Raw genomic sequence first — 15,333 nt, 5'->3', positions numbered from 1 at the left:
GTGGGGTCGCATTATAGGGAGAACAGATTTTTACGCAAGCACTTTTTTAAAGAAAAACCAAAAAAAAGCACTGTTCGGTCAATATGTGAACTAAACCCTCTATAACTGGTAGTTTTATAATCAAAACAGGCCTTTTCTGGCCTATATTTAAGTGTTGCTGTTACACTCAAGCGACTATAACTGGTATTTAAAAGGTATATATATGGCTATCCGTTCTTATAAAGGTGTGACTCCTTCTTTTAATTCGTCTGTTTATGTTGATGAATCGTCTGTTTTAGTAGGAGATATTACTATTGGTGACCACTGTAGCGTATGGCCTTTAGTGGCAGCACGAGGAGATGTTAACTATATACGTATTGGTGAACGTACAAATATACAAGACGGTAGTGTTCTTCATTTATCACGCGCGACTAAAAGTAACCCAGATGGTTACCCACTTATTATTGGTGATGATGTGACAGTAGGACACAAGGTGATGCTGCATGGATGTACGCTTGGAAATCGTATACTTGTCGGTATGGGCGCTATTGTAATGGATAATGTAATAGTAGAGGACGACGTTATTATTGGTGGGGGTTCATTAGTACCGCCAAATAAACGATTGGAGTCTGGTTATTTATATGTTGGTAGCCCAGTAAAGCAAGCCCGCCCATTAACAGAGCAAGAGCTTGCCTTTTTAAAAGTATCGGCAGATAACTATGTGCAATTAAAAGACGAGTATTTAGCAGAGATCAACTAGATTCACTTCTATCTGCCCTGCCGAGTTATAACTTTCATCTTCTATAAGTTGCTCGGCACATTCTTCGTAATCAAATCGGTATTTATCAAAATGCTGCGTTACGTGGCTTTCATCTTGAAGCCCTAGCTTTCGTAAATCTATAATACACTCCACCAGCAGCCCTGTTACTTGTGCAAAAAAGACTAGTTGGTGGGAAGGTTCTCTAAACTCGAGTCTATCTATAAACTGTATGGCTTGATTCATTTAAGCATGCCTTGTTTTAGTGCTTTAACAACAGGAAGTATGGCGGGCATTTTATTACGCCATACATAATATGCCTGTGCGGCTTGGCCTACTAACATACCACTGCCATCTAACAGCTTAGCGTGGTTATTATGCTCTGCAACCCAGTTCATAAATACGGTATTTTGCTGGGAGTAAAACATATCGTATGCCACTGCGCACTGACTTAGGTGTTTTTTGTCAAGTGCTGGTAACTCGTTGTTCATACTGCTAGAGGTAGAATTTACGATAAGTGAGTAATTGCTTACAGGTAATGTATCAAACCCATAGCCTGTTACCTTGCCATATTCAGCAAATAGCTGTGCTAAGTCTTGCGCTTTTTTTGCCGTGCGATTAACAATCGTTATTTCAGCTGGGTTACGCTCAAGTAGCGGTAGTATTACCCCTCTTGCTGCGCCACCAGCACCAATAATTAAAATACGCTTATTGGTAATTGTCACTTCATTGGCAAGTAAATCATTAACAAAGCCCACGCCATCGGTGTTATCGCCTAACAAAGTGCCATCATCGCGTTTTTTAAGTGTATTAACTGCACCAACAATTTTAGCAAGTGGGGTGAGTTCATCAGCCATGGCATACGCTTGCTCTTTAAATGGCATAGTAACGTTGGCACCTATCCCGCCTTGCTCAAAAAAGGTGGTTACTGTTTTTTCAAAGTGATCGATAGGTGCTAATATTGCGCGGTAGTCGATTTGCTCACCCAAAGATACAGCAAATTGTTTATGTATCGCGGGGGATTTTGAATGTTTGATTGGATTTCCAAAAACCGCATATTTGTCCATTTTAAAGCAACCTCTTTGCAGCTATACACTGCCTATTAACGATGATAAGTAATATGATTAAACGACTTTTTTCAAAATCTAAACCAGCTCCTGAGCAACCAGCGCCCACTCCTGAGAAAACACCGTATGAAATTATTGGTGGAGAAGCAGGTACCCGTGCTATTGCTAATAGATTCTACGACATAATGGCCAGCGATGAATACGCCAAACCATTATATGATATGCATCCTCTGCCATTAGATAGAATTCGCCAAGTGTTTTTTGAGTTTTTATCGGGTTGGTTAGGCGGCCCTAACCTATTTACTGAAAAACATGGCCAACCTATGCTGCGCAAACGCCATATGCCTTTTACTATAAATAAAGACCTGCGCGATCAGTGGATGTATTGCATGAATAAAACCCTCGATATAGAAGTAGACAACCCCCTACTGCGCGAAGGGTTAAAGCAGTCTTTTGGACAACTTGCCACCCATATGATTAATGAGCACTAATTGTAACTACTTAGCAAAAAGGCGCTGTTAAGCGCCTTTTATTAGGGTTTATTGACCTTTGCGGATTAAACAGCCCCTACCTTAATTTAATATTTATAACTGCCACTCTCTGGCTATTAAATCAGTGGGTTTAGTGCTTAGCCACTCTTGTGGACGTAAATAGTATTGATACAAATTAGCCTCTGCGCTGTCGGGCGCGGGCTTATAATTGTATTCCCAACGCGCCAGTGGCGGCATCGACATTAATATAGACTCTGTGCGCCCACCGCTTTGTAAGCCAAATAAAGTGCCTCTATCCCACACAAGGTTAAATTCTACGTAACGACCGCGGCGATACAATTGAAAGTCGCGCTGCTGTTGCGTGTATTCATCATTTTTACGACGCTCAATAATAGGTAAGTACGCATCTAAAAAGCCATTACCAACCGATTGCATAAATGCAAAGCTCTGCTCAAACCCTAGCTCGTTTAAGTCATCAAAAAATAAGCCGCCTACACCGCGTGTTTCGTCGCGATGTTTTAGGTAAAAATATTCATCACACCACGTTTTGTATTTTGGATACACTTGTTCACCAAATGGTGCACAAATGTCGTGTGCGACTTGGTGCCAATGCTGTACATCTTCAAAAACGGGGTAAAAAGGCGTTAAGTCAAACCCTCCGCCAAACCACCAAATAGGCTCTTCGCCTTCTTTTTCAGCTATAAAAAAGCGTACATTGGCATGACTTGTAGGAACATGTGGGTTTTTTGGATGAATAACTAATGAAACACCACATGCATGAAAGCTTCGCCCTGCAAGCTCTGGTCTATGAGCGGTCGCAGAGCCCGGCATAGATGCACCAAACACATGCGAGTAGTTAACGCCGCCTTGCTCTATTACATTACCGTTAGTGGTAACACGCGTACGCCCGCCACCGCCTTCGGCACGTTGCCAGCTATCTTCTACAAATTTTGCATTGCCATCGGCCTGCTCTAAGCCTTGGCAAATGGTGTCTTGCAAAGCCATAAAATACGCTTTTACTTGTTCTAATAATTCGCTTTGCATATTAACCTCTAAATACTTTGCCGGTCATGGCATCTTTAATTGTGCTTGGCTGCGTGTTGCCCCCTAAGGGCTCATCAATGTAACAGCCTACCTTATCTGCAAATTGCTGCTTGGCTTGTTCAATACTTGTTACGGTTGGCTGTCCGGTTAAATTAGCACTAGTGGAGACAAGAGGCTTGCCTAATTGCTGGCATAAGCGCTTAACACTTGGATGATCAGTAACCCGTACTGCAATCGTATCAAACTGCCCTGTTAACCATTTAGGCGTATTTTTAGCTGCAGGCATTACCCAGGTAATAGCACCGGGCCAACTAGAAAAAATATCAGCGCGCTTGTCCATTGGCAGCTTTACATCGTCAACATACTTTAATAACTGGCCGTAGTTATCGGCGATTAAAATAAGGCCCTTTTCAACGGGACGCTGTTTTATTTCTAGCAACTTCTCAACAGCTTGCTGATTATCTGGATCACACCCTAAACCATAGACAGCTTCAGTAGGATATAAAATAACTTCACCTTGCTCTAAGCAAGATATAGCCGTAGGCAATGTAGAAAGGTCTGACAAAATATGCTCCAGAAATTTATATTAATCAGTAGTGGTAAGTTTATGCAGGCAACTTTTTTGTGGGCACTGTAGCACAGTACCATTGGCCATTTTTTTCTCAATAACAAGCGGCCAATCGCACTTAGGGCATGGCTTGGCTATGGGTTTGTTATTTAGAGTATATTTACAGCTTGGGTAACAATCGCATGAGTAAAACGTTTTACCAAATTTATTGCTGCGTGCAACTAGCTGTCCTTTTTTGCATTTAGGACACCCAGGTAATACATCATCGTTATTATTAGGTTCGTCATCGTGGGCGATATAATGACACTCAGGGTACCCTGTACACCCAATAAACATACCATAACGGCCGTTTTTAACCACCAGCGGTTTTGTGCACTGTGGGCAGGCTGAATCTTCAAGCACCTTTATTTCGTTGCTGTCGTGATGCGCTAATGGGCGAATAAAGTCGCATTTAGGGTAACTCGCACAACCCAAAAAAGGACCTGTTTTAGAGTTACGGATCACTAATTCAGAACCACATTGCGGGCAGACTTCGTATTCTTTTTCTAAGGCGTGTTTATCCGCCGAGAAAAGCGAATGGTCGATTTTACTCATGAGGTTCCTAACGGGTTGCTGAATTTTCGCCTAATATACCCAAACCACTTAAAGATACAAGCTGTGCATATAGGTTTAAGTGGTTTGGCATACAATTTTAATGTAGAAGTTCGGTGGGTTCGTCAAATATAAGGTCTTCCATTTGCTCGTAAGCCTCTTCTGAGCCAGGTACGTTAAATAACACCATAAGCACCACCCACTTTAAGTCGTCGAGCGAAATATAAGGTTTATCTAATGCGGCAAGGCGGTCCATAACCATTTCACGGGTTACACTGTTAACCACCCTTATTTGCTCTAAAAACATCAAAAAGCCACGGCATTCAACGTTTAACATTTTGCATTCGCTATCGGTAAAAATGCGCATTGCTTGGTGAGGCTTTGTAATTAAATAAGGCGACTCGTCGCTGCGTTGTAAATCGGCCAATTGTTCAAGCCAGTTTAATGCTTTAAAAATTTCGGTCTTATTAAAGCCCGCGCGAAGTAATTCATCGGTAAGCTCGTTTTCTTCAATATAAATATCGGCTTCACTGTGAATGTAGTTTTCAAAAAGATACATGAGAATATCAAACATATTACCTTCCTGTGCTTAGCTTTATATACCCGTCTAACACTCGCTCTATTTCGTCGTCTAACTCTAAATCGAGCAACCTTGCCAGCACTTTATCAATTGGCCACTTGGCGCGACGTACAATTTCATCAACACTGGTTACCTCATACCCTATACTATTTAACACCTCACACTGTGACTGTTTGTTTACAGGCTCCTCTTTATTATATAGACCGCTTTGATAAGAAAAGCTCACCTCATCTAAAATATCTGTTACATTTTCGACTAACTTAGCGCCCTGCTTTATTAAAAAGTGACTCGCTTGCGATAAAGGGTTTTTAATAGAGCCCGGTACTGCAAACACTTCTTTATTTTGTTCAATAGCGTAACGTACCGTGATCAATGAACCGCTTTTAATTTCAGCCTCTACAATAACCACGCCTAAAGACAGCCCAGATATAATACGGTTTCTGCGTGGAAAGTTATGCGCATTAGCAGCGGTACCCGGTAAAAACTCGCTTATTAATAAGCCATGCTCTAATACTTGGTCTGTTAATAATTTATGGCGTTTGGGGTAGTAAATATCAACCCCTGTCCCTAATACACCAATTGTTTTGCCATTATTGGCCAATGCCCCTTTATGCGCGGCCCCATCAATTCCCCGCGCCATGCCCGAGGTAACAGTAATACCGGCTAAAGTAAGCTGATAAGCAAGCTCTGAGGCTATTTCGAGCCCCGTAGGGGTCGCGTTTCTACTACCAACAATGGCCACTTGCGGGCTAGATAACAGCGATATATCGCCTTTACAAAATAACAGTAAAGGGGCACTGGCTATGTGTTTTAGCTCGTTTGGGTATAGCGCATCAAAAATACACACCACTGTAATATTAAGCTGCTGTATTTGTTGTTCGTAATGGTTTACTTGCTGCCAATTGGTATTGAGTAAGTTGCAGGCTTGGTTTTGGGTAAGGCCAAGCTGTTGTAATTCACTTTGGTTTAAATCAAATAATGATTCGAGGGGGTGAGTATGTGATAAGGCTAACAGTGTTTTAATACCTAAGCCTTTACACATATAAAAGGCAAGCCAGTGGGCTAGCTTGCCAGATGACTGATCCATGCTCTCTCCTAGAGCACCGACTCGCTACAACTTAATGAATTACTACACTATCTCCAACGCGAATTGGGTGCTGATTTTTTGTTATTAATGCATAACTCACTTTGTCATACACTTTAAATACAATTAACTCACCCACTTTTTCGTGTGGCATTGTCCATGTTGTGGTGTCTTCATCTGGCTCGCTGCCAAATAATTCACCTGCATCAGATAAAAGCTTTTCAAATTTGCTCGAATCCTCTGGATAACGCGGTCCTCGAGGGCCATCAATAACAGTGGGTGATTGGCGTTCTAAATCGAGGATATGACCAACTTCAATTTGTTGCTCAGCACCTAAGTTTAGCACCACTACATCCATTGTGCTGAATTCTCTTACTTGGCGCGGAGAGTCAATAACACTGCCTGATACACTTTGCTTAGGACGATGCATATTAAAGTACGCTGGTAACATTTGCCCTTGCATAGCAGGGAGTAAAAAATCGCCTTGTTGTATTTCTTGTTTAACTGACTCAACCCGTAAAGACGATGGTACGCCATTGCTTTCATCGCCCGTTCTAAATGCACGAGCCATACCGACATAAGTAGCGCGAGTGGCTAGCTCTTCACCGGTTTGTGTATCTATGTAAGGTTCGCCTTTGTGATAAATAGCATACGCTTTATGTACTTTTAAATCGCCCTTAACGTATAAAATATGCCCGAGAGTTTGCGTTTTAGTATTTTCGTTTGCCCCTAAAATATAAGGCTTATCATCTATGTCATCGCTGTTAATCGCTTGCTCATAGCTTAAATAAGGTTTAATTATTTCAAGTGGCAAAGTGGTGATGGCGTTATTACCTTTTGGTGTAATACGCCCTTGCGGCGATAATTTTCTGTACGCTTTATTAATCACCAAACGCGGGTTACCGTCGGCGTCGTACACTAACGCGAGTGCATCGCCTGGGTAAATTAGATGCGGGTTATCTATTTGCGGGTTCATTTGCCACAACTCTGGCCACAGCCATGGTTCTTCTAAATAAATGCCGGAAATATCCCAAAGGGTATCGCCTTTTTTTACAACATATTGTTTTGGAGCATCTTTTTTTATTTGTAAAACATCAGCGACTGCAGGAAAAGCAGTACTTAGTGCAAACATAATTGCAGCCAATTGAGATTTCATTGGGCTTCCTTGTATTGTTTTTTCATTATTATTGACCAAAACCTGTTAAAGGGGAACGCGAATGGCTAAAATAAGAGCATACAATACCCTAAATTAAGCACAAGTGTAAAAAGGTAACTATGGCTAGGTTAGAAGTTTTAAGATTTCCAGATGAGCGTTTACGTACGGTAGCAAAAGAAGTTGCACAGGTTGATGACAACGTTCGCCAAATTGTAAAAGACATGCTAGAGACAATGTACGATGAAAACGGCATTGGGCTAGCTGCTACACAGGTTGATATTCATCAACGTATTGTGGTGATCGACGTATCAGAAGAACGCGACGAACCACTGGTTTTAATTAACCCACAAATTATTAAAAAAGATGGTGCAACAATTAGCGAAGAAGGCTGCTTATCAGTGCCTAACTCTTACGCAAAAGTAGACCGTGCTGAAACCGTAACCGTTGCTGCTCTTAACGAAAATGGTGAAGAATTTGTACTAGATGCAGATGAGCTATTAGCTATTTGTATTCAACACGAACTAGATCACTTACAAGGTAAACTATTTATTGATTACCTATCGCCATTAAAGCGTCAACGTATTCGCAAAAAGCTTGAAAAAGAAGCTAAATTTGCCGCGAAGTAATAAGCACCTTAGGAAAACTCAGTGACAAAACCACTACGCATTATATTTGCCGGTACGCCGGACTTTGCCGCTCGTCACCTACAAGCGTTAATTCAAAGCGAACACCAAATTGTTGGAGTTTACAGCCAACCAGACCGCCCTGCTGGGCGTGGTAAAAAGTTAAAAGCCAGTGAAGTAAAAGCGCTTGCGCTTGAACATGAGCTACCTGTTTTTCAGCCACAATCATTAAAAAATGAAGACGCACTCACTGAGCTTAAAAGCTTAAATGCCGATATCATGATTGTGGTGGCTTATGGCTTAATTTTACCAAAAGCCATTTTAGAGGCGCCACGCTTAGGGTGTTTAAATGTGCATGGCTCTATTTTACCGCGCTGGCGCGGTGCTGCGCCTATACAGCGCGCAATTTGGGCTGGCGATGAAAATACCGGCGTAACCATAATGCAAATGGATGAAGGGCTTGATACCGGCGACATGCTGCACATTAGCCGCTGCCCTATTGCTGCGGATGAAACCAGTGCCAGTTTATACACTAAACTGGCTGAACTTGGTCCCGGAGCACTTGTTCAAACCATTAATAAGTTAGCCAATGGCGAGCTTATAGCAGAGCCGCAAAACGACGAGCTGGCAAATTACGCTAAAAAGCTTTCAAAAGAGGAAGCAAATATTGATTGGACGATGGATGCTGTACAAATTGAGCGTAATATTCGTGCATTTAATCCATGGCCAGTGTGTTTTACTCAAATGGGTGAGCACAGCGTAAAAATTTATCAAGCCTCAGTCGTTGAGCAAACAGGCCATGCGGGCGTTGTTTTATCAAGCGATAAAAACGGCATTGTAGTGGCGTGTGGCAAGCAGGCATTAAGTATTACACAGCTGCAACCCCAAGGTAAAAAACCAATGGCAATTAGCGACTTTTTAAACGGTCGCAGTAACTGGGTAACTCCTGGTACCGTATTAGGCGAAAACAATGAGTAATGTTCAAAACGTACGTGCGCTTGCCGCTGAAACTTTATATAACGTGGTTGATAAAGGCGCTTCGCTAAATCAAGAGCTACCATTTGCCAGCCAAGGACTGCCCCCTAAAGACAAAGCGCTATTACAGCAAATTTGTTACGGCGTGTTGCGCTACCTACCTAGCCTTGAAAACTACTGCCAACATTTAGTAGAACAGCCACTTAAAGGTAAGCGTCGTATTTTTCAGTTTTTGTTGTATGTCGGTATCTATCAGCTGCAGCATATGCGCGTGCCACCGCATGCCGCCATTTCTGAAACCGTTAATGCCCTTGGCCAAATGCGTGCATTAGGCTTAAAAGGCTTAATCAACGCTATTTTGCGTAGTTTTCAGCGCCAACAAAGCGAGCTTGAAGAAAAAGCCAAGCAAATACCAGTGTGTTTATATAACCATCCAAATTGGTTTATTAAACAAGTGCAAGCTGCGTACCCAGACAACTGGGAAGCGCTTCTTGAAGAAAACCAACAACAAGCCCCTATGTGGTTACGTGTCAATCAAGCACAATACAGCACGCAACAATACAGCGAAATGTTAACGGCTAACGATATAGAGCACACGTTAAACCCTGAGTTTGTTGATGGTATTAAACTAGCTAAGCCGCGTGATGTATTTTCGTTGCCAGAATTTGATGTGGGCGCCTGCTCAGTTCAAGACGCCGCAGCACAATTAGCCGCACGCTTTTTAGCACCTCAAGCTGATGAATACATTTTAGATGCCTGTGCAGCACCTGGCGGTAAAACATGTCATATATTAGAGCTTGCCGATGCAGAAGTATTAGCGCTTGATAGTGACGCCACTCGCCTAGAACGTGTTAAACAAAATTTAACCCGTATCGGTTTAGGCGCAGACCTACAATGTGCAGACGCTTCGCAGCCACACACATGGTGGGATGAGCAACAGTTTGACCGCATTTTATTAGATGTCCCTTGTTCGGCAACCGGTGTTATACGCCGCCACCCAGATATAAAATGGCTTCGCCGCGCATCCGACATTGAAGATTTAGCTACACTACAGAGCGATATACTCAATAGCATTTGGCCGCTACTAAAACCAGGCGGCACAATGATATACGCAACCTGTTCGGTACTGCCGCAAGAGAACCAACAGCAAGTCGCTAAATTTTTAGCTAATAATAGTGACGTTGAGCATATACCACTGCACGACAACGACACAGTTACCAACCCTGGTTTACAATTACTACCAGGTGAAAGCGACGGATTTTATTACGCTAAGCTAGTTAAAAAAGCCTAATAGCCGTACACTCAATAGCCATTTATTAAACAGTAAATGGCTATTTTTTTAATTAAACAGTAATTCGGGTAAATAATGAAAATAATCATACTCGGTGCCGGACAAGTCGGTGGTACGCTTGCTGAAAACTTAGTTGGCGAACAAAACGAAATAACCGTTGTTGATATAGACGGCAACCGCTTACGAGAGCTACAAGATAAGTACGACTTACAAGGGGTCACGGGGCACAGTGCACACCCAGATGTGCTCAGACGTGCAGGTGCTGAAGACGCCGACATGATTATTGCGGTAACCAGCTCAGATGAAGTCAATATGGTGGCGTGCCAAGTCGCGTATAGTATTTTTAATACGCCAACTAAAATAGCCCGTATCCGATCAGAGCAATATTTAAAATACCGCGAAAAGCTATTTCATAACGATGACCTCCCGGTTGATCACTATATTGCCCCCGAAGCACTTGTTACCAAATATATTCGCCGTTTAATAGATTACCCAGGCGCGTTGCAAGTGCTGCAATTTGCCGATGGCATGCTCTCTCTTGTGGCTGTAAAAGCTTACTACGGTGGCTTATTAGTGGGTTATGCGCTTTCTGCTTTAAAAGAGCATATTCCGAATGTAGAAACCCGTGTAGCAGCAATTTATCGCCAAGGTAAAGCTATAAAGCCGCTGGGCACCACGGTAATAGAAGCGGACGATGAAGTATTTTTCATTGCTGCCACTAAGCATATTCGTGCGGTTATGAACGAGCTACAAAAACTTGAGCGTTCTTACAAAAAAATTATGATAGCCGGTGGCGGTAACATTGGTGCAGGCCTTGCTCGCTCACTGGAAAAAAACCACAGCGTTAAGTTATTAGAGCGCAGTAAAGAGCGTGCTGAGCAACTCTCTGAAATGCTAGATAACACCGTCGTGTTTTGTGGAGACGCCTCAGACCAAGAACTACTATCTGAAGAGCACATAGAGCAAGTTGATGTGTTTATTGCCGTAACCAACGACGATGAAGCAAATATAATGTCGGCCATGCTTGCAAAACGCATGGGCGCACAAAAAACCATGGTGCTTATTCAGCGTGGTGCGTATGTAGATTTAGTGCAAGGGGGTGAAATAGATATTGCTATATCACCACAACAAGCAACTATTTCGGCGCTACTTACACACGTACGCCGTGGCGATATTGTTAATGTGTACTCGTTACGTAAAGGCGCGGCAGAGGCCATTGAAGCCGTTGCCCATGGCGATGAAAACACATCAAAAGTAGTTGGCCGTGCGATTGCCGATATCAAGCTACCTGCAGGTACAACGATTGGTGCTATTGTACGTAATGACGACGTACTGATTGCCCACGACGACACGGTTATTATGTCTGGTGATCACGTTATTATGTTTTTAATCGATAAAAAGCATATCAACGTAGTAGAAAAGCTATTCCAAGTTAGCGCTATATTTTTATAGTTAAACACAAAAAAGCCGCTGACTAAGGCGGCTTTAGTGGAGTATGTTTTTTTAATGCTAGGCAACCCTGCTTAGCAGCTTCTAATTACTGTACTTTTGAAAACTCTTGCTCAGAAATTTCACCATTACCATCAGTATCTAGCTGGTCAAAAATTTTCACTAGCTGTGAATTTACCTGCGCTTCTTGCTTTGAAATTGCACCATCACCATCGGCATCAAACGAGGCAAAGTCGACTGCAGCATACGCCGCTGATGAAGAAGCTAATACGATAACGGCAAGTGCTGTATTTAATGTTTTCATAGTTGTGTCCTAATTAAGAGGAAATCCTTTTCTAAGATCCATGGGTTTAAAAATTAACTAAAAAGTGCTTTTGCCAATATGCATTATTAAGTTTTAATGCACATTGGATTAGAGCAAATGACTCTTTGCTAAGTGAACATGCGCTGTCCTGCGCTCAATTGGCAAAGATCATCACACCCTAGTATTTAGAGAACTCTTGCTTTGAAAGCTCACCATTTCCATCGGTATCAAGCTCAACAAACTCAGCCATTAAATCCGCATCAACCGATGCTTCAGCTTGGCTAATGGCGCCATTGCCATCTACATCTAGCGTGTCAAAATCAGTCCCTGCAAAGGCAGCAGAAGAAGAGGCAATAGCCATAAATGCGAGTGCTTTATTTAAATGCTTCATAATTTAATCCTTCAATATAAACAAATTAGTTAAGTTCACTACGTGGTGTACGCAATCCTTGTAATCCTTTTTCGTAAGCTCCCTTGCCTACTTAGGTTGTCATTGGCAACTCAGGATTGTTACCACACTTTAAGCTTCTGAAAATTCTTCTTTTGATAGCTCACCATCTTGGTCAGTATCTAATTCTGAGAACATGCTCATCAGTTTTGCATCAATTGATGCCTCTGATTTGCTAATCGTGCCGCTGCCATCTACATCTAACGTATCAAAATCGGTTGCTGCAAATGCCGCTGATGATGAAGCAAGGGCGATAAGTGCTAAAGTTTTATTAATGCTTTTCATAATATAATTCCTTCAAGTATATGTGTGCGATTAAGTGTTTTACTTTAAATCACGTTATTGTTCAGTACAGCCAGACTATTACAACTTGAATGCCAAGTTTTAAAAGCTGATTAATTTCAATCAGTTAAAAGAGTGCTTGGCTATTTTTGATAAATTTGCGGGGGTTTTGTGTTGCAAACTAGCAACAATGGGTAAAGCTAAGTTTTTAAAAGCAATAAAAACAGCTAGTTACATAAAAGAAAAAAGCTACAATTTTCGGCGTAAATTGTAAGGATGAAGATTTATCGAAAAAAGAGACTAAATTTTAGCCGTGAGGGGAGCTAACGTATTAAAATAACTCACTCGTAAAACTAATCTATACAGCTGATTTTTATAGAAAATAAAAATTATTTTGTGAAGTTTTAAAAAATATGACTGCCACTCAAGTAAAAAGTGGCCATTTGTTGCTATTAAGCGAAAGTGCTTATTCTAATGGCAGCTCAAGCATTGCGGGATCGATAAAATGCTCTTTCATAAATGCCTTCATTTCATCTTCACTGGCTAGAAGTTTAATACCACAATTAACTCCCGCGGCGTGCTCTTTTACGCTGCATATTTCGCCAGTAAATGCTTTATTGTTGGTATCAACCGTCACCTTGCATTGCATATCTTTAATATTTTCATCGTTTTGATCGCCGCGTACATCAAACATCACCCCGGTAAGCGAGATGTCTTTAATCACCCCTTCAAGTACTCTATCGTCACTGAGAGTTAATTTGGCAGGTAATAAGGTAGGTATGCGTGTTTGCGCGCGCAGTGCAAATAACTGCACTTGCGTAGGGTAATTAATAAAAATGAGCCTAGCAGGGTGTGAGGCAACCGACATAAGCTGCTGCCTAAATGCTATTACTTGTCCGCCACTGCCTTCTATAACCGCTCTTACCACCACCATTACACCGTCACGTAGGTAATCACTTGCAGCAGGTAAACGCTTTGAACTTGGGTAATTTAAAATAATAAATTTATTTTCTAGCAAGCCAATAAACTCTGTTTTTACGCGTTTACTACTGGTAGGCGTAACAATTTCCAAGTCGACCAATCGTCCTGTTGTTAACTGGTGTAATTTATCTAAATTAGAATGTGGCATGCCTGTTCCTAAGCATCATTTGTATATTATTACCCACGCCAAAAGGTCGGCGTAAATAGCACGAGTAAGGTGAATATTTCTAAGCGACCAAATACCATGGCAATGGTTAATAGCCATTTGGCACCATCGCTCACCGCCCCATAATGCGAGGCAACATCACCTAAGCCTGGGCCTAAATTATTTAAACACGCCGCCGTAGCAGAGAACGCGGTAATGTTGTCCATGCCAGTTCCCATTAGCGCCAACATTATAATAATAAACACCAATGCGTACGCTGAGAAAAACCCCCAAACCGCTTCAACTACTTTATCGGGCAGGGCTTTACGACCAAGCTTAATAGAGTATATAGCACGTGGGTGCACTAAGCGGTTAAGCTCACGTATGCCTTGTAGGTAAAGTAAAAACACGCGTACAACTTTCATACCGCCACCGGTTGAACCTGCACAGCCACCTATAAAGCTCGAAAAAATAAGCAATATAGGTAAAAACAGCGGCCAAGTAGAAAAGTTGTCAGTAGCAAAACCGGCTGTGGTACTCATAGACACCGCCTGAAATAAGGCCTGATCGAGGGTTTCATCGCCATCGGCAAATATTTCGTTAGATGAGAGCACCGTAAAACAAATCACCACCAGCGCTAACTGTATCAGTAAAAAAACTTTAAATTCAGGGTCGCGAATGTATACCTGAATATTACGACTCGCTACCGCCGCGTAATGCAGTGAAAAGTTAACCGCAGCAATAATTAAAAAGAAAACACATATAAAGTTAATGACAGGGCTATCAAAGTGCCCTATTGAGGCATCGTAAGTAGAAAAACCGCCAATCGCCACTGTAGAAAACGCATGGCATATAGCATCAAACCACTCCATACCTGCCGCCCAATACGCCAACATACAGGTTACCGTTAACGACACATAAATGTACCAAAGGTGCTTTGCGGTATCGGCAATGCGGGGGGTCATTTTTGAATCTTTTACTGGGCCTGGGATCTCAGCTCGGTATAACTGCATGCCACCGACCCCAAGCATGGGCAGTATAGCAACAGCAAGTACAATGATACCCATACCGCCAAACCACTGTAATTGCTGGCGATAAAACAAAACAGACTTAGGCAGGTATTCAATTCCGGTAAGTACCGTGGCCCCAGTGGTTGTAAGGCCAGAAAAGGCCTCAAACACCGCATCGGCCATAGACAAATTAGGTTCTTGTAAAAAAATCAGCGGTAACGATGCAAACGCCCCTAGTACCAGCCAAAACAGTACAACAATTAAAAAGCCTTCGCGTGCTTTTAAGTCGCCGTTTTCATGCCTGTTTGGGTAATAAGCTGTTAAACCAATAACCACACTAAATATAAACGCTAATACAAAAGGAACACCACCACCATCTTTATAAAATAAAGACACCACCGCAGGCGGCACCATGGTAATACTAAACAGCGCAACAAGTTGGCCAAGGATTTTTATGATGGTACGAAATTGCATGTAGCTTATCGCTTTTATTATTAGTAAATATAAG

Annotated in this window: 19 protein-coding genes; 6 read left to right on the top strand and 13 right to left on the bottom strand. The window is 42.1% G+C overall.

Annotation, left to right across the window (positions count from 1 at the left end; translation table 11 throughout):
• Window positions 1-202 precede the first annotated feature (202 nt).
• Window positions 203-739 (top strand): gamma carbonic anhydrase family protein, encoded by a 537-nt coding sequence (locus B2R65_RS01570; protein ID WP_029773008.1) that lies wholly within the window; start codon window positions 203-205, stop codon window positions 737-739.
• Here B2R65_RS01570 and B2R65_RS01565 read toward each other — a convergent pair.
• On the bottom strand, window positions 722-982 hold the full coding sequence (locus B2R65_RS01565) for a DUF1488 family protein (RefSeq protein WP_286740532.1): 261 nt from the start codon (window positions 980-982) through the stop codon (window positions 722-724). The genes B2R65_RS01570 and B2R65_RS01565 overlap by 18 nt on opposite strands.
• The gene (gene aroE / locus B2R65_RS01560) at window positions 979-1,803 is read right to left on the bottom strand and encodes a shikimate dehydrogenase (RefSeq protein ID WP_286740530.1); all 825 of its coding nucleotides are present in this window, start codon (window positions 1,801-1,803) and stop codon (window positions 979-981) included. Before aroE ends, B2R65_RS01565 begins: the two co-directional genes overlap by 4 nt.
• Before the next feature lie 53 nt (window positions 1,804-1,856).
• On the opposite strand from aroE, the gene B2R65_RS01555 reads away from it, so the two are divergent.
• A complete protein-coding gene (locus B2R65_RS01555; RefSeq protein ID WP_029773006.1) occupies window positions 1,857-2,294 on the top strand; it encodes a group II truncated hemoglobin in 438 nt (145 codons plus the stop codon).
• 93 nt (window positions 2,295-2,387) lie between these two features.
• On the opposite strand, the gene hemF is transcribed toward B2R65_RS01555, so the two are convergent.
• The 6 genes from hemF to B2R65_RS01525 all read right to left on the bottom strand — a co-directional run bounded on the left by hemF (window position 2,388) and on the right by B2R65_RS01525 (window position 7,317).
• Window positions 2,388-3,338, bottom strand: a complete 951-nt coding sequence (gene hemF / locus B2R65_RS01550; protein ID WP_248463323.1) for an oxygen-dependent coproporphyrinogen oxidase — start codon at window positions 3,336-3,338, stop codon at window positions 2,388-2,390.
• 1 nt (window position 3,339) lies between these two features.
• Window positions 3,340-3,903, bottom strand: coding sequence for an L-threonylcarbamoyladenylate synthase type 1 TsaC (gene tsaC, locus B2R65_RS01545; protein WP_004588032.1), 564 nt, complete (start codon window positions 3,901-3,903; stop codon window positions 3,340-3,342).
• A 21-nt stretch (window positions 3,904-3,924) separates the two neighbouring features.
• On the bottom strand, window positions 3,925-4,500 hold the full coding sequence (locus B2R65_RS01540; protein WP_024032146.1) for a DNA topoisomerase family protein: 576 nt from the start codon (window positions 4,498-4,500) through the stop codon (window positions 3,925-3,927).
• A gap of 97 nt (window positions 4,501-4,597) precedes the next feature.
• Window positions 4,598-5,071: a DUF494 family protein gene (locus tag B2R65_RS01535; protein WP_004588034.1), complete on the bottom strand. Its 474-nt coding sequence runs from the start codon at window positions 5,069-5,071 to the stop codon at window positions 4,598-4,600.
• A gap of 1 nt (window position 5,072) precedes the next feature.
• Window positions 5,073-6,164 carry a DNA-processing protein DprA gene (gene dprA, locus B2R65_RS01530; RefSeq protein ID WP_004588035.1) on the bottom strand — a complete coding sequence of 364 codons (1,092 nt, stop codon included), beginning with the start codon at window positions 6,162-6,164 and terminating at the stop codon, window positions 5,073-5,075.
• 31 nt (window positions 6,165-6,195) lie between these two features.
• Entirely contained in the window at window positions 6,196-7,317 is a 1,122-nt protein-coding gene (locus tag B2R65_RS01525; protein ID WP_004588036.1) for a LysM peptidoglycan-binding domain-containing protein, read from the bottom strand.
• 119 nt (window positions 7,318-7,436) lie between these two features.
• On the opposite strand from B2R65_RS01525, the gene def reads away from it, so the two are divergent.
• The 4 genes from def (at window position 7,437) to trkA (ending at window position 11,658) form a co-directional block, all read left to right on the top strand.
• On the top strand, window positions 7,437-7,943 hold the full coding sequence (gene def, locus B2R65_RS01520; RefSeq protein WP_004588037.1) for a peptide deformylase: 507 nt from the start codon (window positions 7,437-7,439) through the stop codon (window positions 7,941-7,943).
• A gap of 21 nt (window positions 7,944-7,964) precedes the next feature.
• Complete coding sequence (gene fmt / locus B2R65_RS01515; protein WP_286740523.1) at window positions 7,965-8,918, top strand: methionyl-tRNA formyltransferase; 954 nt, start codon at window positions 7,965-7,967, stop codon at window positions 8,916-8,918.
• Window positions 8,911-10,206 (top strand): 16S rRNA (cytosine(967)-C(5))-methyltransferase RsmB, encoded by a 1,296-nt coding sequence (gene rsmB, locus B2R65_RS01510; RefSeq protein ID WP_004588039.1) that lies wholly within the window; start codon window positions 8,911-8,913, stop codon window positions 10,204-10,206. The genes fmt and rsmB overlap by 8 nt, the downstream gene beginning before the upstream one ends.
• A gap of 75 nt (window positions 10,207-10,281) precedes the next feature.
• Window positions 10,282-11,658: a Trk system potassium transporter TrkA gene (trkA, locus tag B2R65_RS01505; protein ID WP_004588040.1), complete on the top strand. Its 1,377-nt coding sequence runs from the start codon at window positions 10,282-10,284 to the stop codon at window positions 11,656-11,658.
• Window positions 11,659-11,743: 85 nt separating this feature from the next.
• On the opposite strand, the gene B2R65_RS01500 is transcribed toward trkA, so the two are convergent.
• The 5 genes from B2R65_RS01500 to B2R65_RS01480 form a co-directional block, all read right to left on the bottom strand.
• On the bottom strand, window positions 11,744-11,959 hold the full coding sequence (locus tag B2R65_RS01500; RefSeq protein WP_004588041.1) for an EF-hand domain-containing protein: 216 nt from the start codon (window positions 11,957-11,959) through the stop codon (window positions 11,744-11,746).
• 178 nt (window positions 11,960-12,137) lie between these two features.
• Window positions 12,138-12,350 carry an EF-hand domain-containing protein gene (locus B2R65_RS01495; protein WP_004588042.1) on the bottom strand — a complete coding sequence of 71 codons (213 nt, stop codon included), beginning with the start codon at window positions 12,348-12,350 and terminating at the stop codon, window positions 12,138-12,140.
• Between the two features lie 129 nt (window positions 12,351-12,479).
• Window positions 12,480-12,692 (bottom strand): EF-hand domain-containing protein, encoded by a 213-nt coding sequence (locus B2R65_RS01490; RefSeq protein WP_004588043.1) that lies wholly within the window; start codon window positions 12,690-12,692, stop codon window positions 12,480-12,482.
• Between the two features lie 463 nt (window positions 12,693-13,155).
• Entirely contained in the window at window positions 13,156-13,818 is a 663-nt protein-coding gene (locus B2R65_RS01485; protein WP_248452297.1) for a PilZ domain-containing protein, read from the bottom strand.
• Between the two features lie 29 nt (window positions 13,819-13,847).
• Window positions 13,848-15,299: a TrkH family potassium uptake protein gene (locus B2R65_RS01480; RefSeq protein ID WP_004588045.1), complete on the bottom strand. Its 1,452-nt coding sequence runs from the start codon at window positions 15,297-15,299 to the stop codon at window positions 13,848-13,850.
• Between the last annotated feature and the right edge of the window lie 34 nt (window positions 15,300-15,333).

The sequence above is a fragment of the Pseudoalteromonas sp. UBA2102 genome (assembly GCF_002331165.1).
In the GTDB taxonomy this organism is placed as follows: domain Bacteria; phylum Pseudomonadota; class Gammaproteobacteria; order Enterobacterales; family Alteromonadaceae; genus Pseudoalteromonas; species Pseudoalteromonas atlantica.
This window is presented reverse-complemented; position numbering and strand designations above follow the sequence as displayed.

Excerpts from the sequence above, each read along its gene's own strand:
- dprA (WP_004588035.1), bottom strand. The coding sequence starts at position 6,164 with ATGGATCAGTCATCTGGCAAGCTAGCCCACTGGCTTGCCTTTTATATG.
- B2R65_RS01480 (WP_004588045.1), bottom strand. The coding sequence starts at position 15,299 with ATGCAATTTCGTACCATCATAAAAATCCTTGGCCAACTTGTTGCGCTG.
- rsmB (WP_004588039.1), top strand. The coding sequence starts at position 8,911 with ATGAGTAATGTTCAAAACGTACGTGCGCTTGCCGCTGAAACTTTATAT.
- trkA (WP_004588040.1), top strand. The coding sequence starts at position 10,282 with ATGAAAATAATCATACTCGGTGCCGGACAAGTCGGTGGTACGCTTGCT.
- B2R65_RS01535 (WP_004588034.1), bottom strand. The coding sequence starts at position 5,071 with ATGTTTGATATTCTCATGTATCTTTTTGAAAACTACATTCACAGTGAA.
- B2R65_RS01490 (WP_004588043.1), bottom strand. The coding sequence starts at position 12,692 with ATGAAAAGCATTAATAAAACTTTAGCACTTATCGCCCTTGCTTCATCA.
- aroE (WP_286740530.1), bottom strand. The coding sequence starts at position 1,803 with ATGGACAAATATGCGGTTTTTGGAAATCCAATCAAACATTCAAAATCC.
- B2R65_RS01565 (WP_286740532.1), bottom strand. The coding sequence starts at position 982 with ATGAATCAAGCCATACAGTTTATAGATAGACTCGAGTTTAGAGAACCT.
- B2R65_RS01485 (WP_248452297.1), bottom strand. The coding sequence starts at position 13,818 with ATGCCACATTCTAATTTAGATAAATTACACCAGTTAACAACAGGACGA.
- B2R65_RS01525 (WP_004588036.1), bottom strand. The coding sequence starts at position 7,317 with ATGAAATCTCAATTGGCTGCAATTATGTTTGCACTAAGTACTGCTTTT.
- hemF (WP_248463323.1), bottom strand. The coding sequence starts at position 3,338 with ATGCAAAGCGAATTATTAGAACAAGTAAAAGCGTATTTTATGGCTTTG.
- B2R65_RS01570 (WP_029773008.1), top strand. The coding sequence starts at position 203 with ATGGCTATCCGTTCTTATAAAGGTGTGACTCCTTCTTTTAATTCGTCT.
- B2R65_RS01540 (WP_024032146.1), bottom strand. The coding sequence starts at position 4,500 with ATGAGTAAAATCGACCATTCGCTTTTCTCGGCGGATAAACACGCCTTA.
- B2R65_RS01495 (WP_004588042.1), bottom strand. The coding sequence starts at position 12,350 with ATGAAGCATTTAAATAAAGCACTCGCATTTATGGCTATTGCCTCTTCT.
- B2R65_RS01555 (WP_029773006.1), top strand. The coding sequence starts at position 1,857 with ATGATTAAACGACTTTTTTCAAAATCTAAACCAGCTCCTGAGCAACCA.
- def (WP_004588037.1), top strand. The coding sequence starts at position 7,437 with ATGGCTAGGTTAGAAGTTTTAAGATTTCCAGATGAGCGTTTACGTACG.
- B2R65_RS01500 (WP_004588041.1), bottom strand. The coding sequence starts at position 11,959 with ATGAAAACATTAAATACAGCACTTGCCGTTATCGTATTAGCTTCTTCA.